This is a genomic window from Nonomuraea sp. NPDC005983 (genome assembly GCF_040614375.1).
Classification (GTDB): domain Bacteria; phylum Actinomycetota; class Actinomycetes; order Streptosporangiales; family Streptosporangiaceae; genus Nonomuraea.
The window spans coordinates 38,348-56,632 of sequence record NZ_JBEXUP010000010.1 but is presented as its reverse complement, the minus strand read 5'-3'; the positions used below and the strand labels follow the sequence as shown (position 1 = coordinate 56,632).

The following is an 18,285-nucleotide window of genomic DNA, read 5'->3' as shown; positions in this document are numbered from 1 at the left end:
GTGGAGATGCCCGCAAGCCGCCACGCGGCCACCGAGGCGCGCAAAGCGCAGATCGCCGCCGCCACGATCGCCGTCCTCGCCCGCCGCGGCTACGCCGCGACCACTTTCGAGGCCATCTGCGAGCAGGCGGGGCTCAGCAGCAAGCGGCTCATCTCCTACCACTTCTCCAGCAAGGACGAGCTGTTCGCGGCCGTGGCGCGGCAGGTCGTCGAGGACGCGGCGGCGTTCATGCGACCCGCGCTCGACGCGGCCGAGGGCGCCCGCGCCCAGCTCGAGGCGTACATCAGGGCGAACGTCGCGTTCATCGCCGCGCACCCCGACCACGTGCGCGCGGTGCAGCAGATCGCCTTCAACACCACGCCCGTGGGGCAGGACGAGAGCGAGGCCGCCGTCGACAGGCTGGCGCGGCTGTTCGACGACGGCCGGCGCACCGGGTCGTTCCGGCGGTTCGACTCGCGGATGATGGCCTCCGCGCTGCGCGCGGCACTCGACGCGGCGGCCGACCGGCTGGTCGACGACATGGACCCGCAGCTGTGCGCGGACGAACTCGCCGAGGCGTTCGACCGCGCGACCCGGCCCTAACGGCCTCAGAAGTCCGGGACGCCGGTGCTGTCGTTCCTCAGGGTGCCGTCGAGGGCCTGCTCAGCACGTCGCGGTCGGATGTTCTGCCAGGACGCGCCGCGCTGACCACCTCAGGCGCACGCCCCGGACCTGCCCGTTTCGGGTGTCCAGGGCGTTGCCGTGTTCATGACGCCCGGACGCCCCTGACGATCCCGTCAAGGTCCGATACGGAGGCGGTCACCACGATCCCCAGACCGACTTCCGGAGTCCACGCGAACCGTCTCGTGCGCCCGGACCCGCCGGGGTTCAGCAGCATGCCCTGCACGCCGGCGACGGTCGCGCGCTCGGGCTCGGTCCTCGACAGCCCCTGCCACCAGAGCGAGCTTCCCACCGCCCCGCCACGCTGGACGGAGACGGCGACGGCGCCCTCGTTCCAGCGCTGGGTCGTGGCGCGCCAACCGGGCCCCATGGTGATCTCGGCGAGGTCGCGCTTGAGCGCCGGACGGGGGAAGGAGATCCCGATCCCGTCGACGGACTCGCCCTGGCGTTCCGGACGCGGCCTGATCCCGTCGACGATCCGTGCCAGCTCGCCATCGGGCAGGCTCCCTGCCGACACCCGGACGCCGATCCCGGGCTTGACCAGCCAGAGCATCATCCGGTCGCCCTGTCCGGTGACCCCTTCATAGGCCGGGGAGCCCTGCACCGAGGTACGGCGTACCGTGCGCGGCGGCCGGTCCGGTGATCCGGCGGCGCGCAGCCGGTCGAGCGTCGCCGCCGTCCGGCCGTACACGACCTCGACCTCGACCCGCTGGCCTGACTCACCCTGCCAGGACCTGCTGAGGATGCCGTCCCGCTGGTCGATCACGCCCGCTGCTTCCAGATCGTGCGGCAGGTAAGCGACGAGCATGCCTGCGAAGAAGGGGGACGCGACGACGCGCAGCCCGCCGGCGATCCGGTCTCGCTCCTGTTTCAGGTCCGGCGACACCGCCACCTTGAGAATCAGACCGCTGTCGGCGACCCAGTACAAGGAGGTTCCGTCGCCTGACAGCACCGGGGCGTCGAGGGTGCGGGGCTCGACCGGTGAGTCCACGATGTTCAGCGCGAGGATGTCCATGGAGTCATTGACGGCGGTGCCCGCCCGGTAGGCCGAGACCTGCACGAATCGGGGTCCGTCCTGCCATCTGAGCGCCGTGCCGCGTAGCCCCCCTTCCCGCACCCGCAGGCGCTGCGGCCTGCCCATGCCCTCGGGGAGGTAGCCGATCCGCACTCCGTCCAGCGTCTCCAGGGACGAGGCGACCTGGTCGGGCTCCGACGCCGCCAGGTACGCGGGCACGCCCCCCAGGGCCACCAGCACGGCGGCCACGGCGACCACCACCAGCCTGCGCTGCCTGGTCCGCCGCGTCGTCCGGGCCGTCACCCGCGCGGCCAGGTCCGGCGCCGCCCGCAGTGACCGGGTCTCTTCGCTCATCGCCTGGCGCAGCATGCTCTCAAGATCCGACACTGTGCACCACGTCCTCGCCGAGTAGCGTCCGCAGCCGAGCCAGCGCCTTCGAGGTCTGGCTCTTGACCGTCCCGACCGAGCAACCGAGCGTCTTCGCAGCCTGGGCCTCGGTCATGTCTTCCCAGAACCTGAGCACCAGCACGGCCCGCTGCCGCGGCGCCAACGCCCGCAGACCGTCCATGAGGACGTGCCGCAGCTCGACGTCCTCCCGCGCGGCAGGCCGTTCGGGCGGCGTGTGCGTCGGGATCAACCGCATGATGGCGCGACGCCGGGCTCTGCTGATCGCGAGGTTCACGATGATCCGCCGGATGTAGGGCTCGGGATCGTCACCCCGCCCCAGCCTGTCCCAGTGACGGTACGCGCGCTCCAGCGCGCTCTGCAGGACGTCTTCCGCTTCGCCCGGCGAGCCGCACGTCAGGTGCGCGGTCCGTAACAGGCTCGTCCCCCGGGCGGCCACGAACTCCGCGAACTCGTCTACGCCCGACGTCATGGCATGCCCTCGGAAGTCATGACCTCACACACGCTCGGCGCGCCGCAAAGGTTGCCTCCGCCCGGCACCGAGAATGCTTGACAAAATTTTTTGTCGGTGAGAGGGTCATTCTCACAACGCCCGATGGAGGAAGAGATGACCACCTTGAACGTTCCCGGCGCCACCCTCTACTACGAGGTCCAGGGCAGCGGCCCCGTGCTGTTGATGATCCCCGGCGGCCCCACCGACGCCGGTATCTTCGCCGGCCTGGCCGCGACCCTGGCCGACCGGTACACGGTCGTCGCGTACGACCCGCGCGGCAACTCGCGCAGCGTCCCCGAGGACCCGTCCAAGGACCAGGACATCGACGTGCACGGCAACGACGCCGCGGCCCTCATCGCCGCCCTCACCAGCGAGCCCGCGTACGTCCTCGGCAGCAGCGGCGGCGCCCAGATCGGGCTCAACCTGGCCGCCAGGCACCCGGAGCGCGTCCGCACCCTGGTCGCCCACGAGCCGCCCTGCACCCAGCTGCTCCCTGACGCCGCCGAGAGGCTCGCCGCCTCGGAGGAGGTCTACCATACCTACCGCAGCCAGGGCGTCGAGGCCGGGATGAAGGCGTTCGAGAAGTCCATCGGCATGGACTCCACCGACCTGGAGCAGCCGCAGTTCGAGCCGACCCCCGAGATGCTGGAGGGCTGGGCCCGCATCGGCGGCAACCTCGAGTTCTTCCTGGCCCACGGCCTCCGCCCGATCAGCGCCTACACCCCGGACGTCAAGACGCTGCAGGAGGGCGCGCCCAGCATCGTCGTGGGCATCGGCCAGACCTCGTCCGGCAGCCAGATCGCCTACCGCTCGGCCGTCGCACTGGCGGAGCGGCTCGGCACCGAGCCGGTGACCTTTCCTGGCGACCACGGCGGCTACGGCGCCCACCCCGGCGAGTTCGCCGACGTCCTGCACCAGACCTTCACGTCCTGAGCAGGCTGGTCGACGCCGCCCCAGGTCGAGGCGCGGACGGGCCTGAGCGACGAGGCCTGGGACGCGTCCCGCAACCCCTACCTGGACAAGCTCATCACCCCCGACCGCTTCCCGATCACGACCCGCATGCACGCCGCCGGAGTCTTCGACAGCCCACTGGACGTCTTCGACTTCGGCCTCCAGCGCCTCCTCGACGGAGTGGAGGCCACCCTGGCGTCCCGCCGCGCACAGTGATCTTTCCTCCCGAACCCCCAAGAGGGACGGCCTCCCGCCGCTGGGGAGAGCACGGTGTACCCGCGCCGGGAGGCTGGGACGCTGCGGGTGATGGCGCCAGCTGAAGCCGGCCCATCAGCGGTTCTCCGGACGGCTCTGGCTTTCCAGCAGTTCGAGGCCGAACCAGGGGCGGTCCAGCAGGCCCTCACCGCCGTCGCCGTCGATCAGCGCGTACAGGGCACGCAGGTCGTCAGGGAGCATTCGCGATCATGCAGGGGCGCTACCGGGCGACGTACTCGGCCAGGATCTTGGCGGCGCCCCGCGGATCGTCCACGGAGTGCCGTTTGTTCGCGTGCTGCCAGGAGTAGAAGGCTCCGCCGTACCCGACGAAGACCCACACCGGCAGGCCGGGTTCAGGGCGGCGCACCATGAGGGCGCTGTTGTTGTCGCGCAGCTCGGCGTGGACGCCGAGCTCCGCGAGGTGGTCGCGGAGCCGTACCAGGTTGCGCTCCTCGTCGAACTGCGCCATGGCCGCCGCGGTGGCAGCCGTCATCCGGTTCACCCTTCACTCCTTCGGCCTGGCCGCCTGCGCCGGCGTCCATCTCGTCCTGGCCCTGTCGTCCTGGCCTTGTCGTCCTGGCACTGCGCGTGGACGTAGAGGTCAGGAGCGCAGGAACACATGCAGGATCTCGTTGAAGCGGTCCGGTTCCTCGCTGAACGGGGCGTGGCCGCTGTTGTCGAAGCGGGCCACCTGCGCCTGCGGCAACTGCTCGGCCAGCCAGTCGTCGAGCTTGCCTGGGAAGATCTTGCTGCGCGCGCCGTACATCAGCAGCGTCGGCACCGACACCGAGGGCAGCACCGGGCGGAGGTCGGCGTAGGCCATGTCGTACCAGATCGACAGGGCCGCCGAGGTGCTCATCTTGGTGGTCTCCGCGTAGACCGCGTCGATGACCTCGTCCGGCGGCGTCTCGGCGAAGCACGCGGCGATGAACGGCTTGACCACGCTCGGCCGCGCGTAACGCACGCCCTGGGTGAAGACGGCGAGGTCGGTCGTGGAGTAGCCGCCGAGCAGCGGGAACTCCCAGTCGTCCGCGTCGAGGAACCGCGGCGACTGGTCGACGAACACCGCCGAGCGCACCAGGTCGCAGCCGAACTGCTGCACGTAGGACAGGATGACGGCGGTGCCCATCGACCACCCCACCAGGCACACGTCTGTCACCTGCAGGTGTGTCAGCAGGGTGCGCACGTCGCGGGCGTACTGGGCGAGCGTGTGGCCGTCGTCGGTCTTCCCGGACAGCCCGTGTCCGCGCAGGTCCACCGTGATGACCCGGTTGGCCTCGGCGAGCGTGCCCACGTTCTGCTGCCAGAAGGTGCTGTTCATCGTCCATCCGTGGATGAGCAGCACAGCGGGCCCCGAACCGTGGTCCTCGTAGTACATCGGCACACCGTCCGGCAGTTCCAGGTACGGCATCTCGTCCTCCCCGCGCAGTCGACAACGTCCAGCCGTAACGACTATCGGCGGTGCGGTACCGGCCGTCCAAGAGCTACGAATGCGTTGCAAAGGGGTTGCAGTCGGTATCAACTTCTTCAGTTTCGCGCAGGGCCAGGCGGGCGATGGCCAGCGCGTCGATCGGGTCGGACTTCGCCGTCACGCCGGTTTCATCGGCCGGGACCCTCGAGCTCGCCAGTCGAGGCCTTGCGTCAAGATTTTAGAAAATATAGATTCGAATCATGATGCGTGGAAGTGCCCCTGTGGTCAGCGTCCAGCACGGCCTGCTCCGTGGCGTCGCCGACCGTGGCACGTTCTTCTTCGGCGGTGTGCCGTATGCGACCGCCCCCGTCGGGCCTCATCGGTTCCGGCCGCCCGCCCCGCCGGCGCGCTGGGACGGCGAGCGTCCTGCCCTGACTCCTGGACCCGCGGCTCCGCAGGTCAGGTGCTACGGCGTGATCGGCCAGGTCTTCGGCACCGTGCTCCCCCAAGGCGAGGACTGCCTGTCCCTGACCGTGCGCACTCCTGAGCTGGGCCGGGCCGGGCTGCCCGTCCTGGTGTGGTTGCACGGCGGCGGGTTCGCCCTGGGCTCGGGAGGCGAACCCCTCTATCAGGGGGGCGCCTTCGCCCGTGACGGCGTGGTGGAGGTGTCGGTCACCCATCGGCTCGGGGTGGACGGCTACGCCGTACTCGATGACCCGGCGGGCCGGGTCGTCAACCTGGGGCTGCAGGACCAGTTGGCCGCCCTCACCTGGGTCGTCGACAACATCGAACGCTTCGGCGGAGACCCGGCACGGATCACGCTGGCGGGGCAGTCGGCAGGTGGTATGGCCGTGGCCTGCCTGCTGTCGTCTCCGCGCGCCGCGGGCCTGATCCACCGCGCGATCATCCAGTCACCGACGGCACCGCTGGCCGTACCACATGGCACCGCGTCGCGGATCACTGATCAGCTCGCTGAACTGCTGGGCATTCCGGGGCACGACGTGGCGGCCCTGGACGGTGTGCCGCGCGAGAAGCTGCTCGACGCGCAGGGCATGCTCTGCGACGAGGCGTTCGTGAGCCGCGACGCCGGGCGTTTCGGTGAGGCAGCGGCGGCGGGGATGGCCTTCATGCCGGTGATCGACGGCGATCTGCTCCCCGAGGACCCGCTCACCGCCCTGGCCGCGGGCGCCGCGCGGGGGGTGTCCTTGCTGGTGGGCAGCAACCGCGAGGAGACGCTGCTCATGTTGTCGGACGGCCAGGCGCTGAACGAGCTCGGCCTGCCCGAAGCGGTCCTCGCGGCCTATCGGGGGCGCCGTCCTGGCGCGTCTGACTTGGAGCTGGCCATCGAGATCACGACCGACGCCGGCTTCCGGCTCCCCGCGCAGGCCGTGGCGGACGCGCAGACTCCGCACGCGGAGGTGTTCACGTACCTGTTCGACAAGCCGGGGGCGAGGCACGGCGACGAGCTTCCGTACACCTTCGGCGCCGCGGAATCCGACCTGGCCGCCGCCGTTCACGGCGCCTGGGTCTCCTTCATCACGCACGGCCGACCCGAACATCCGGCTCTCCCGACCGATCTACTCTTTCCCGGAGGTACGACATGACGACCCAGGACATCATCGAGCGACTCCAGATCCTCGAGGACCGCGAAGCGATCCGCGACGTGCTCTACAAGTACGCCAGAGGAGCCGACCGGTGCGATCTGGAACTGTTCAAGTCCTGTTACTGGCCGGACGCCACCGACTATCACTGGTTCTTCAACGGCAACGCCCACGCTTTCGCCGACTACGTGATCCCGCTGCTGGCGCAGATCGACAACTCCCAGCACTCGATCACCAACCCCATCATCGAGCTGGACGGCGATCGGGCCTTCGTGGAATGCCAGTGGTACGTCCTGCACCACATGGAGCTGGCGGACGGCTCGGGCCGCTACGTCGACCAGCAGCTCGAGGGCCGCTACGTCGACGTGTTCGAACGGCGCGACGGCGTGTGGAAGATCCTGCACCGCCACACGGTCACCGAGGCAGGCCGCGAGTTCGTGGTCCCCGGCCTGTACCAGGGGGTTCCCGACGAGCTGCCCATGCTGGGGAAGCGGGCGCCGCACGACGTCGTCTACGCGAACATGGCCATCCTCGACATCGACCTCATCAAGATCGACGGCATGGACCTCTGGGAGCAGGCGCGGGCCCGCCACCGCCGCGAGGATGTAAGTTCAGGTGCCTGACATCGCGATCGGCCGGCCACCGCTGACCCGTTCGGAGTGGGTCGACCGTCAGCTGCGCGAGGCGATCCTCTCCGGCGAGCTCAAGCCGGGCGAACGGCTGCTGACGGCGGCGCTGACGGAGCGGTTCTCGGTCAGCCCGAGCCCGCTGCGCGAGGCGCTGGCCAGGCTGTCAGGTGAGGGGCTGGTCAGCGTCTCCCCTCAGCGTGGGGCGAGGGTGACGCCGCTCTCCCTGCGCGCGTGCCGGGAGCTGCACGAGCTGCTCTCCGTCAATGCGCCGTACGCGCTCGAGCTCGCGATCGCCGCCCGTGGCACCGAGTGGGAGACGGCGGTGGGCGAGGCGGCCACCGCCTTCGAGGAGGTCTGGTCCTCCCCCGCCGCGCCACCGGACGCGGAGCGCGCGTTCGTGCGCCTGCACCTGACATTGGTGTCCGCCTGCGGATCGTCCTGGATGTTGCGGATCATGCGGACCCTGATCGAGAACTCCGGACGGTACCGCGTCGCCTGCCTCGAACACACCACCAAGGAGCCGTTCGCCGCCGACCAGCGCGAGCTGGTCCGAGCGTGCCTGTCCGGCGACGCCGCGGGCGCCCGTGCGGCCCAGCTCGCCACTTACGCGCGTACGGTCACCGTGACCGAGCAGCTGGTCGAGCGCGGCCTGCTCGAGGTGGAGGAGGCGAGCGATGGCTGACATCCAGGTACCGCCGATGACGGGCATGACCGTGCCCGGTTGCCTGCGCCACTTCGCGGCGGCCACCCCGGACGCCCTGTTCGTCGGCGAGCCCGGCGGCGTGGCGCTGAGCTACGCGGACGCGCTCGAAGAGGTGCTCGCCGTGGCCTCGGGCCTGCGTGCGTCGGGCGTCGGCGCGGGCGACCGGGTGCACCTGCACCTGCCCAACAGCGCCGCGTTCATGGTGCACCTGCTCGCGATCGGCGAGGTCGGGGCGGTAGCCGTACCGACCAACCCCGAATCGAGCAGTGACGAGCTGGCCTACATCCTGTCGCACAGCGGCTGTGTCCTGTCGGTCAGCGGGCCGCTCGGTAAGCAGGCCGTCGCGGACGCTCGCGATCTCTGCCCCGACCTGCGGGACATCTGCGGCCCTCAGGACCTGGCGGCGCTCGGCCGCGACCGCCGAACGGCGGGGCCGGCTCCGCACGGGCTCGACCCGATCGCCGTCCTCTACACCTCAGGCACGACAGGCTGGCCGAAAGGCGTCGTCGTCACGCACGCGAACCTGCTCGTCGCCGGCGAGGTCGTCGCCGGGCACCTGCGCCTGCGACCACGGGATCGATGGCTCGTCACACTGCCGCTCTCCCACGGCAACGCCCTGTTCTATTCGGCGATGTCCGCGCTGGTGACCGGCGCGTCCCTGGTCGTGTCGGACGGGCTCGACCCGGCGGGCTGGGTGGATCTGGCGCGAGCCCACGAGATCACCGTGACCAGCTTCTTCGCGGCCGGCCTCCGTAGCGTGCTCGCCACGTCCGAGCGCGTGGCCGACCGCGACCATCAGATCAGGGCCGCCATCTTCGCCCAGCCGCTGACGGACGCGCAGCTGACCCGCTTCGAGGAGCGGTTCGGCCTTCCCCTGCTGCAGATCTACGGCATGACGGAGACCGTCGCCCCGCCGCTGATGAATCCTCTGTACGGTGTGCGGCGAAACAGCACCGTGGGGCTGCCCGTGCTCGGCTACCCGGTCAGGGTCGTCGCGCAGGACGGCGGGGACTCGCTCTCCGGCGAGCTTCTCGTGCGCGGCACTCCCGGAGTGACGCTCATGGCCGGCTACTACAACGCGCCGAACCTCACCGAGCAGACCGTCGTCGACGGCTGGCTGCACACCGGCGACGTGGTGCGCGTGGAGCCCGACGGCTACGTGAGCTTCCTCGACAGGGCGGGCGACATCCTCAAACCCGACATCGAGAACGTCTCCACCGGGGAGATCGAGCGGGTGCTGTGCGAGCACCCATCGGTGCTCGAAGCCGCCGTTACCGGGGCCGCCGACGAGGACGGCGAGCAGCGGGTGGTGGCCTTCGTGGTGATCCGGCCCGGCCAGGACGTCACGACCGACGAACTGCTCGACCTGTGCATCACGCAGCTCTCCCCCTTCAAGGTACCGCGGGAGTTGCACCTGGTCGACGACCTGCCGCGCTCGGCCACGGGCAGGGTGCGCAGGTCCGCCCTGGGCGGCGGCCGATGAGCGCCCTGCTCCCCTTCGGCCGCCAGACCGTAGGGTCGCTGCTGGTCGAACGGGCGGCAGCGACGCCGCACGCGCCGTTCCTCACCTTCGACGACGGCGACGCGACCTTCGACTATGCCGACACCGTGAGGCTCGCGGAGCGGGGAGCCGCCGTACTCGCCGGTGCGGGCGTCGGCAGGGGCGACCGGGTCGCCCTCGTGCTGGACAACCGGCCGGAGTTCCTTGCCTGCTGGTTCGGCGCCGCCATGATCGGCGCGGTCATCGTGCCGACCGGCCCGCAAACGAGTGCGGAGGAACTGCGGCACATCGTCGGGCACGCGCGCTGCCGCGTCGTGGTGTGCACGCCAGACCTCGGCGGCCTCGTCACGACTGATGACGTGGTGCTGGTCACGACCGGAAGCGACTTCGACACCCGCGCAGCCGCTCCCGCGCCACCGGCCGACCCGGCGGTCTCCCCGCTCGATCCGCTCGCGATCCTGTATACCTCGGGGACCACCAGCCGGCCCAAAGGCGTGGTCGTCACCCATGCCAACTATCTGGTCGCCGGGGAGGTCGTCGCGGGCCGGCTCCGGATGCGGCCCGATGACCGCTGGCTGGTGGTGCTGCCGCTGTTCCACGCGAACGCGCAGTACTACTGCGTCATGTCGGCGATGGTCACCGGTGCCTCGGTGGCGGTGGCCCACCGCTTCTCCGCATCGGGGTGGCCGCTGCAGGCGCGCCGGCACCGGGCGAGTTTGGCCAGCCTGTTCGCCGCGCCCATTCGGATGATCCTCGCGCAGCCTCCGCGCCCCGACGACGCCGGCAACCGGCTGCGCGCCACCCTGTTCGCGCAGAACCTCACCGCGGACCAGCTGGCAGCGTTCGAGGAGCGCTTCGGCTGCCCGCTGGTGCAGATCTACGGCATGACGGAGACCGTCGCGCCACCACTGATGAACGCGCTGTACGGCAGGCGCGACAACATGACGATCGGCCGCCCCTCCCTGCCGACGGGAGTCCGAATCGTGTCCGATGAGCTGTGGGTCCCGGGCCGCCCGGGGGTCACGCTGATGTCCGGCTACCTCGACGACCAGGCGGCGACCGACGCCGCGCTGCGCGATGGCTGGCTGCGCACCGGCGACGTGATCGGCCTCCAACCGGACGGGCTGATCGCCTTCCGCGACCGAGCCAAGGACATGATCAAAAGGTCCGGGGAGAACGTCGCGGCGGCGGAGGTGGAGCGGGTGGTCAACGAGCATCCCCTGGTCTTCGAGTCCGCCGCCGTCGGCGTGCCCGACCCGATCCGTGATGAAGCGATCAAGGTCTACGTCGTACTCGAGCCCGGAGCCGAGCTCGGCGAAGGAGAGCTCATCGCCTTCTGCGCCGCACGTCTGACCTCCTTCAAAGTCCCCGGCCAGATCCGATTCATCGACGCGCTGCCTCGCACCTCCGTCGGCAAGGTACGCAAACACCTGCTGAAAACCATCGACGACACGTGACTCTCGCTGAGAGCACACGACCACGCGAGTACCCGCCACCAGGTCGTGCAGTTCTACGCCCAGGTGGACGACACGCCCACCAACCGGGCGCCGCACGACCAGGTGGCGGCGCCGCGCCGGGTGCGGGAGAGTGTCGCGGCGATCGGCTGACGAGCTGACCAGCCGCGCGTCGTGTCCTTCCGGAGATGACACGCGGATCCGGTCTGACGGGATCAGCCGATCGTGTCGGTGACGACGTCGTCGGTGTTCACGCCCCACACCTCGTCGTCCTCATGCAGCCAGGTGTCCGCTTGGGGGCCCTCCTTCTCCTGGCCGCCCGTTCCGCCCGTGGGCATGAACGGCATGCCTGCGCCGGTCGAGGCGGTGGCCGGAGCGCCGTTCATCGTCGCCGGGACTACCGCGGTCGTGCTTCCCGATCCGATGCCCGTACCACTACCAGGGGAGGTGCTCGGGCTGACGGACTGGTTCGGGCTGGTGGGCAGGTAGGCGGCTGTTGTGTCCGCGGTGGCGGGGCTGTGGAAGCCTTCCAGCTCGGTGCGTGAGCCGGGGCCTGAGTCGATGGGCTGGTTCAGGCCGGGATCGTGCAGGCCGGGTGTCTGGTCGTCCGAACCGCGGGCAGAGGAGTTCAGACTTGGGGTGGGATCGACGCGAGCCGAATCCTTGGCATTCGAGTTATCGGTGCTCGGGTCGGCGCCGGACGATGGGATGCCCGGCTTCTGGCCGTCTCCGGGGCCGGGACCGGGTATGTCCTGATCCTTGGGCGTTTCGGGCGTGTTGGGGCGGTCGTGGTCCCAGGAGCTAAGGTCCGTGCCACCTGAATCGCCGCCCGGTGCGACCGAGTAGGGGCTCGTGGCGCCGCCGAACGGGGTCTCGCCGACGGGGTACCTGACGGTCTTGGGCTGCTCTTGCGGTTTCACCGGGTAGGCGATGGCGGGCAGTTCCTTCTCCACCGTGTCGGGGAAGCCGTCGTAGATCGCCTTGAGGTCGTTGCTGAACGCCTCCAGGTGCTGTCCTGCCAGCTCATCGCGGGAACGAAACAACCCCGCCCATTCCACGCTGTGTTCGCCTGGATGCAGGACTCCGTTGAAGGTGTAGCCCCCAAGCTTGGAGTCTTTTGTCCAGAGGGGATTGCCCTTCTGCTCCGGGAGTTCGCCCTCGAGGAACTCCTGGTGAATGCGCACCACTCGCGCGAGGGTCTGGAGCGGGCGCCCCATCGCGTTCAGCTTGGCAGAGAGTTCGTGAAGTGCCAGATATAGGGTTCGCAAGGCCTTCTGCGCCTCCACGGAGGCCTTACCCTCCCACACCTTGGCGAGCGCCTCGGCCTGCTGCCCCAGCGCCGACTGGGCATCGGCGACCACCGAACAGGCATCCATATATGCGGCACCGGCATTCTCGATGTTCTTGACGCTGATGCCCTTGATGAAGTCCTTTACTTCCTCCGCCTTACGATCCTCGGCATCGACCGTCCAATCGCCTTCGCGGAATGGCTTGATCCAGTAGATCTTTCTGTTCTTCTCGGCCATGCGGATCACGCTTCGATCGTGTTGGCGTCGCCGGCATCCCGGTAATTGCCCGCACCGGCGTCGACCAACGCAATGGCCTTGTCGAAGGCCTTCTGGACCTCCTCATAGACTGCGATGAGTTCCTGGTGGCCGGTCTCCACCGCCTTGGCGAAGATGCGGCCACCCTCCCACCGGGCGACACTCTGCAGCTGCGACCTCAACTCATCCAGCGATGTGTACGAACGAAGATCCTCGATGGAGCCCCGGCCTGCGGTCACGCCACTGTCCTTGACATCGCCGCCCGTGCCATCGAAGCGCCCTATGACTCCTCTCAGGGCACGGGCACATCCCGCGATCGCCTTTTCGTTGTAGGTGACGCCGTCTCGCTCCGCGTCCAGGCCCGGCCAGTCGTCTTCGAGACTCCTGAGCATCGATGGCACTATCCTCGCCCTCCTCTACGCGCCCCGTGACACAGCCGAATTCATCGGTGCCGAATCAGCCTGAGGCTACTCGGCGCACTTCCACCCGGCTTGCTCGGCATCCTTGTTCTCCTTGCCGAGCCCCTTGATGTCGTCCATTGATTTGAGAGACCCGTCCACGTAATCTTGCAGGCTCTTCTTGTCTGCATACTTCAACGCCACATCCGCCATGCACGAAATCGCCGCGTCGGGCACGCCCTTGACGTCCGGCTCGGTCTTCATCTTTTCGACAAGGCTCGCCTTGTCCACGCCACTGGCGGCGCTATCACCCTTCTCGCTGCCGCCGCAGGCGGCGAGACCGAGGGCCATGACCATTACCACGAACCCGGCCGCGGAGGTACGAATAACGCTGGAGAAGCGCATGACAAAGCCTTTCATGACTATTTACTGGAATCGCCGTCTCAGATTTCCACGCCGGACCTGACACTGCGTATGAGCATGCCGCAACTCGCCTTTGATCGACGCGGAATGACCGCGAGAATATCACTCTGAATAAAGGCTCTGGTGACAAGGCATAATTTGCAATGATGGTGTCCTTCTTCGGCTCAGGGGGTTGTGGCGTGGCCTGCGGCACCACCGCCCGCACCCGTGACGACCGCACGGGCGCGTACACCGGTGCCCGCCGTGGCGAACTCCTCCACCTCTGGTGGGTCGTGGCAGGCGGCGCGATCAGGCTTCTACCTCAGCCGGCGACGGCCTCGGCTCACGGCGGTCATCCCGGGGCCGAGGCCCCACCGGAGGCATCAAAGACAGCAGGGCGAATTGATCCACAGGCCATGGCGGGAGTGGATAGAGTGATCTTTCCTGACCGAACCGGACTTTCTGCTCACCACGCAAGCGTCTTACGACGCCATGGCCTCGGAGTACGAGGAATGGAACGCAGACGATCATGGACGACTCGACGCGACGACTGGCCCGCGCCCGCGAGGACGCGCTGAGTGGCCGCCGAACAGCGCAGGTACGCCCTGAGGTACGGGCGTCCTGGAACCGTGCCCGACTCCAGGGGGTGCACCCCGACCGGTCCCTGCCGCCCGTCGAACTGGCGGACGACAGGGTGCGCGGGCTGCGGCACGCCCACCCGCTGGCCGCGGTCTGGCCCACGCTGCTCGGCACGCTGAGCGCCGCGGCGTCCGAGCCCGGCCACCTGGTCTTCGTCAGCGACGCGGCCGGACACCTCCTCTGGGTCGTCGGCGACCGTCCGACGCGGAAGCTCGCCGAGCGGGCGAACCTGGTGCCGGGCGCGCTGTGGAGCGAGAGCCAGGCCGGCACCAGCGGGGTCGGGACGGCGCTCGCGCTGCGCCGGCCGTTCCAGGTGCGCGGCCGGGAGCACTTCCTGTCCGTCGCGGTGGAGTTCACCTGCTCCGCCGCACCCATCCGCAACCCGGTCACCGGCGAGACGGTCGGCGCCGTCGACGTGACGTGCCCCGCCCCCGTCGCGAACTCGCTGTCGCTCTCCCTGGTCGCCGCGGCCGCTCAGCTGGCCGAAGCGCAGCTCGGCGAGCAGACCCGGCGGCACGACGAGCAGATGCGCATGCGCTACGTAGACCGCGTCATGCGCCGCAGGGGAATCCAGAGCGCGCTGGTGAGCCCCGACGGCCGCGTGCTGCACGCCTCGCCGCACGGCTGGCTGCCGCAGCGCTGGCCGTCGCCGCCCCGGGAGGGGCCCGCGACGCTGCCCGACGGGCGCCAGGTGCTGTTCGAGCGCCTGTCCTCGGCCGGCCCCTTCGCGGTGCACTACGTCGACGGCGGGGACGGCACCGGCGAGACCCTGCACCTACGCGCCCTGGGCCGTGATCGCGCACTGGTCGAGCTCAACGGCGCGACCCACGAGCTCAGTTCCCGGCACAGCGAGCTCGTCGTGCTGCTCGCGGCCCATCCGGCCGGGCTGCCGGCCGACACGCTCGCCCGCGAGGCGTACGGGCCGGGCGGCAAGACGGTCACCGTCCGCGCCGAGATGACCCGGCTGCGCCGCGTCCTCGGGCACCGCCTGGGCTCCGACCCGTACCGGCTGCTCGGGCCGACGTCCGCGGACTTCCTCGCCCTGGACGAGGACCTGCCCGCCACGGGAGTCGGCGAACTGCTCGACCGCTACCCGGGCCCCCTGCTGCCGTCGTCACGTTCGGAGGGGGTCGCGGCGCTGCGCGAGCGGCTGCATCACAGGCTGCGCGGGAAGCTGCTCTCCGACGGCGACGCCGACGCCCTCACACGCTGGGTCACCTCCCCGCACGGGCGCGACGACACGCTCGCCCTCCAGGCCCTGCGATCCCGCCCCCCGGGTGGCGCGCCCCGCACATGACGGTTCAGCCAAGCGACAAAGGCGATTTTCCGCCATTATTGACCAGCGGTACGTGCCCATGAATCGAGGGAGACACATGAAAGCGCTGGCCGCCGTCATGGCCTTCATCGTCCAGTACGTCATCGCCGCCGCCGTGCTGGCCATCGTAGGAATCGGGGCAATCGCCCTTTATCTTGTCAACAGTCCTGACTTCTAGGGGCGGCCCCATGCCCGGTGCTCACGGTCCCTGGAACCAGCCCTTGATGGTGTCGAAGACCTGGCCGGAGACCGGGTCGTCCGGGAGGTAGACGCGTAACTGGCCGCGGCCGCCCAGATGGCCGCGTTCGCTGGAGACCGCGCGCATGTGACCTTCCTTCATCACCTCGATCGCGGAGTCGGCGGCGATGACGACGTGCCCGGTGAGCCTGGCGACGGCCGACGGGTACTCGCCGGCTCCGATGCGGCAGTTGGCCAACAGGATGACGTGGTGTCGTGACAGTCCCGGGCTGTGCAGGAGCAGGGCCGCCGTCATCTTGGCGTCCAGGGTCTGGCCGCCGATCGCGATGCCGTGTTCCGAGCCGTGCCCGTCCACGTAGAAGGCGCCGTCGATGCGCCGCGCGTTCTCGGCGGAGGTGACCAGGCTGCGGTCGTGCGCGTCGGTGAGGTCGCGCAGCCACACACCGGCGGACGTCTCCTTGACGTGTTCCTTGAGGTGGTGGCGCAGTTCGGGGGTGAGCGGGGGCTTCATCCGCGGCACCGCGAGCGCGACCGAGTCGGCCTTGCGCCCGTCAGGCACCTGGACGGCCAGCAGGTGGCGCTCGCCGAGGGACTCCTGGACGGCCAGCACCTTCAGCCTGACCCCGGCTCGGAACAGCGCGTGGGCGGGCTTGCCCGACAGGTCCGCGACGTCGGCGTACTGGCTCGCCCTGATGGTCAGCCGCACGCTGTCCGGCAGGTCGCCCAGGTGGGCGACGTTGTCGACGCCTTCGAGCATCCCGTGGAAGACGACCTCGCCGCCGGGCCGGACATCGGCCGGCAGCCAGTCAGCGGGCACGCGCGCGGAGACGTGACCCGCCTGGGTGGCCCGGCCGGCGAGCTCGAGGTCCGCCAGGACGAGCTGCGTCTCCGCCGCAGGACCGAGCGCGCGGTCGGATGCGCGCCCGGCGACCAGCTCGTTGACCTGGCGCAGGTTGGTTCCTTCGAGGAGGTGGGGCAGCGCGGGCACCCGGTTGCCCGGCGGCTGCCACGGCGTCTCGCGGAAGTCGGGGACCAGCGGGGAGTGGTCGTGCAGCGGGCCCAGGTCGAGTGTGGCGCGCGGGTCGACACGGCTGATCAGTTCCAGGTGCTCCTGGTAGCGGGCGGCCAGGCCGTGCCGTTCGAACTCCGGCCGCAGCGCCTCGTACCTGGCGCGCAGCGCGTCGCTGTCGGCCTGGGTGAGCAGCCCCTTGCCCGGCACGAGGTGCTCCAGGCGCGGGTTCTCCCGTGCCAGCGTCGTGGACAGGTCTGCGCCCGTGAGCCAGGCGTGCAGCGCGCGTCTGTCGAGCTCGGGCCGGCGCCCGGCGGGCACGACGCGCTCTTCGTCGCTCCAGTGCCACGGGCTGATGCGGTGCTCGTAGACGACGGTGGGCGCGGCCCGGAAGGTCCCCTGGACGCCGTCCCTGACGCCGTGCGCCGCGTGGGCCTGGGCCTCGAACTCGTCGGCCCTGCCGACGCTGTCGAACTCGTGGCGGATGGCCCTGGTGCCGTCGTTGAACGTCACCACCTCGGCGCTGTCCCCGGTCAGCGGCGTCAGGTCGCTGCCGCGGACTCCGGTGGCCAGGGCGGCGCGCAGCTGGTCGCTGCCGTGTGCCTGGTAGACGGTGCCGTCGGGCGCCTGGTGGACCGCGGGGCCGTCCAGGCCGAGGACGCGCCGGGTCAGCGCGGCCTCCAGTGCGTCGGCGGCGGCCCTGCCGGTCAGCGCCAGCGCCTGCGACCCGTCGCCGAAGGTGACGACGCGGCCGAGGTCGGACTCGCGCGAGGCCACGATGTCGCCGAGGTTGTCCGCCAGCCGCTGGGCGGGGTCCACGAGGGGACGGCCGGCGCCGGGCCGCGTGGTGTCCATGAGGTCGGCGGCCGCGTCGGCGATCAGCTCGCCGCGGGCGTTGAGCCGCTGAGTGGTGATCTCGGGCAGGGTCGTGGCGGGGTCGGCCTTCAGGATGGGCTCGGTGCTGACCGCGTTCTCCGCGAGCTTCTGCAGGGTGGCGGTCATCCGCTGGTGCGCGTCCGCCAGGCCGGCGTCGGCGAACTTGAGCCGCATGGACCTCACGAAGCGCTGGACCCTGGCGACGTCCGTCGGCGACAGCGGGTTGGGCGCCCACACCTCCTGGCCGGCGCCCAGATCCCGGACGAACAACCTGCTCATCAGCTTCGCCCGGGCGGGATCGGGCATCAGGGCCGCCTCGCCGGACAGGGCGTCCAGCAGCACGGGGTCGTCCCTGAACAGGGCGCCGAGCAGGCCGGCAAGGACACCGTCTCGGGTGGCCACAGTGCCGGGAAGGTTCCAGGCCGCGCCGCTCCAGCTCATCTGCCCCGGATCGCCGTACACACAGTCGACCAGCAGTTGGGCGGTGCCGACCGGGTGGACAGAGGGCATCTTCAGGCCGAGCTCGTGTCCGAGCTGGGTGACCAGCATCTTGGCGTCCCTGGCCTGAGGGGTGGGCAGGTCGGCGAGCATGGCGTGCGAGCCGTCGGTGAGCTTGACCCGGGCGCTCTCGAGGCCGGCGGGCTCCCAGGTGCCGACCGTGCCTCCGGCGGCCACCTGGGTGAAGGCGTGCTGCGAGCGCGGCGGGGCCCCGGCGGTCCGCTCCTGGCCCCAGTTGAGCAGACTCTCGATCATGCTGGGGTCGGGCCCGCGCACGGGGGCCCGCCGCGCGTCCGGTCGGTCTGGGGAGGGGCGCCTGGGGCCGCCG

17 protein-coding genes and 1 pseudogene are annotated in these 18,285 nt (G+C 70.1%); 9 read left to right on the top strand and 9 right to left on the bottom strand.

Annotation, left to right across the window (positions count from 1 at the left end; translation table 11 throughout):
* Positions 1 to 6 precede the first annotated feature (6 nt).
* Positions 7 to 582 carry a helix-turn-helix domain-containing protein gene (locus tag ABZ297_RS07665; protein ID WP_355341135.1) on the top strand — a complete coding sequence of 192 codons (576 nt, stop codon included), beginning with the start codon at positions 7 to 9 and terminating at the stop codon, positions 580 to 582.
* 163 nt (positions 583 to 745) lie between these two features.
* Here ABZ297_RS07665 and ABZ297_RS07660 read toward each other — a convergent pair whose 3' ends face one another.
* The gene (locus tag ABZ297_RS07660) at positions 746 to 2,029 is read right to left on the bottom strand and encodes a hypothetical protein (RefSeq protein WP_355341000.1); all 1,284 of its coding nucleotides are present in this window, start codon (positions 2,027 to 2,029) and stop codon (positions 746 to 748) included.
* Between the two features lie 19 nt (positions 2,030 to 2,048).
* Positions 2,049 to 2,552 (bottom strand): SigE family RNA polymerase sigma factor, encoded by a 504-nt coding sequence (locus ABZ297_RS07655; RefSeq protein WP_355340997.1) that lies wholly within the window; start codon positions 2,550 to 2,552, stop codon positions 2,049 to 2,051.
* A gap of 135 nt (positions 2,553 to 2,687) precedes the next feature.
* Between ABZ297_RS07655 and ABZ297_RS07650 the strand changes: the two genes are divergently transcribed.
* Positions 2,688 to 3,506: an alpha/beta hydrolase gene (locus ABZ297_RS07650; RefSeq protein WP_355340994.1), complete on the top strand. Its 819-nt coding sequence runs from the start codon at positions 2,688 to 2,690 to the stop codon at positions 3,504 to 3,506.
* A gap of 36 nt (positions 3,507 to 3,542) precedes the next feature.
* Positions 3,543 to 3,740 (top strand): annotated as a pseudogene (locus tag ABZ297_RS07645) (TetR/AcrR family transcriptional regulator C-terminal domain-containing protein); the annotation flags it as partial.
* A 114-nt stretch (positions 3,741 to 3,854) separates the two neighbouring features.
* On the opposite strand, the gene ABZ297_RS07640 reads toward ABZ297_RS07645, so the two are convergent.
* The 3 genes from ABZ297_RS07640 to ABZ297_RS07630 form a co-directional block, all read right to left on the bottom strand.
* Positions 3,855 to 3,980: a hypothetical protein gene (locus ABZ297_RS07640; RefSeq protein ID WP_355340991.1), complete on the bottom strand. Its 126-nt coding sequence runs from the start codon at positions 3,978 to 3,980 to the stop codon at positions 3,855 to 3,857.
* A gap of 19 nt (positions 3,981 to 3,999) precedes the next feature.
* Complete coding sequence (locus ABZ297_RS07635) at positions 4,000 to 4,272, bottom strand: hypothetical protein (protein WP_355340989.1); 273 nt, start codon at positions 4,270 to 4,272, stop codon at positions 4,000 to 4,002.
* Positions 4,273 to 4,380: 108 nt separating this feature from the next.
* A complete protein-coding gene (locus tag ABZ297_RS07630) occupies positions 4,381 to 5,190 on the bottom strand; it encodes an alpha/beta hydrolase (RefSeq protein WP_355340986.1) in 810 nt (269 codons plus the stop codon).
* A gap of 260 nt (positions 5,191 to 5,450) precedes the next feature.
* Here ABZ297_RS07630 and ABZ297_RS07625 point away from each other — a divergent pair, with 260 nt between their 5' ends.
* The 5 genes from ABZ297_RS07625 to ABZ297_RS07605 are packed head-to-tail and all read left to right on the top strand — an operon-like array spanning position 5,451 to position 11,081.
* Positions 5,451 to 6,794 carry a carboxylesterase family protein gene (locus ABZ297_RS07625; protein ID WP_355340983.1) on the top strand — a complete coding sequence of 448 codons (1,344 nt, stop codon included), beginning with the start codon at positions 5,451 to 5,453 and terminating at the stop codon, positions 6,792 to 6,794.
* Positions 6,791 to 7,414, top strand: a complete 624-nt coding sequence (locus ABZ297_RS07620; protein WP_355340980.1) for a nuclear transport factor 2 family protein — start codon at positions 6,791 to 6,793, stop codon at positions 7,412 to 7,414. Before ABZ297_RS07625 ends, ABZ297_RS07620 begins: the two co-directional genes overlap by 4 nt.
* Complete coding sequence (locus tag ABZ297_RS07615; protein ID WP_355340977.1) at positions 7,407 to 8,102, top strand: GntR family transcriptional regulator; 696 nt, start codon at positions 7,407 to 7,409, stop codon at positions 8,100 to 8,102. The genes ABZ297_RS07620 and ABZ297_RS07615 overlap by 8 nt, the downstream gene beginning before the upstream one ends.
* Positions 8,095 to 9,606: an AMP-binding protein gene (locus ABZ297_RS07610; RefSeq protein ID WP_355340974.1), complete on the top strand. Its 1,512-nt coding sequence runs from the start codon at positions 8,095 to 8,097 to the stop codon at positions 9,604 to 9,606. The genes ABZ297_RS07615 and ABZ297_RS07610 overlap by 8 nt, the downstream gene beginning before the upstream one ends.
* The gene (locus tag ABZ297_RS07605; protein WP_355340971.1) at positions 9,603 to 11,081 is read left to right on the top strand and encodes an AMP-binding protein; all 1,479 of its coding nucleotides are present in this window, start codon (positions 9,603 to 9,605) and stop codon (positions 11,079 to 11,081) included. Before ABZ297_RS07610 ends, ABZ297_RS07605 begins: the two co-directional genes overlap by 4 nt.
* Before the next feature lie 212 nt (positions 11,082 to 11,293).
* Here the strand turns inward: ABZ297_RS07605 and ABZ297_RS07600 are convergent, their stop codons facing one another.
* The 3 genes from ABZ297_RS07600 to ABZ297_RS07590 form a co-directional block, all read right to left on the bottom strand.
* The gene (locus ABZ297_RS07600; protein ID WP_355340968.1) at positions 11,294 to 12,613 is read right to left on the bottom strand and encodes a hypothetical protein; all 1,320 of its coding nucleotides are present in this window, start codon (positions 12,611 to 12,613) and stop codon (positions 11,294 to 11,296) included.
* Positions 12,610 to 13,014, bottom strand: a complete 405-nt coding sequence (locus ABZ297_RS07595) for a hypothetical protein (protein ID WP_355340965.1) — start codon at positions 13,012 to 13,014, stop codon at positions 12,610 to 12,612. The genes ABZ297_RS07600 and ABZ297_RS07595 overlap by 4 nt, the downstream gene beginning before the upstream one ends.
* A 75-nt stretch (positions 13,015 to 13,089) precedes the next feature.
* Positions 13,090 to 13,440, bottom strand: a complete 351-nt coding sequence (locus ABZ297_RS07590; protein WP_355340962.1) for a hypothetical protein — start codon at positions 13,438 to 13,440, stop codon at positions 13,090 to 13,092.
* Between the two features lie 511 nt (positions 13,441 to 13,951).
* Between ABZ297_RS07590 and ABZ297_RS07585 the strand changes: the two genes are divergently transcribed.
* Entirely contained in the window at positions 13,952 to 15,358 is a 1,407-nt protein-coding gene (locus ABZ297_RS07585) for a GAF domain-containing protein (protein ID WP_355340959.1), read from the top strand.
* Between the two features lie 217 nt (positions 15,359 to 15,575).
* Here the strand turns inward: ABZ297_RS07585 and ABZ297_RS07580 are convergent, their stop codons facing one another.
* Positions 15,576 to 18,212 carry a hypothetical protein gene (locus ABZ297_RS07580; protein WP_355340956.1) on the bottom strand — a complete coding sequence of 879 codons (2,637 nt, stop codon included), beginning with the start codon at positions 18,210 to 18,212 and terminating at the stop codon, positions 15,576 to 15,578.
* Positions 18,213 to 18,285 lie beyond the last annotated feature (73 nt).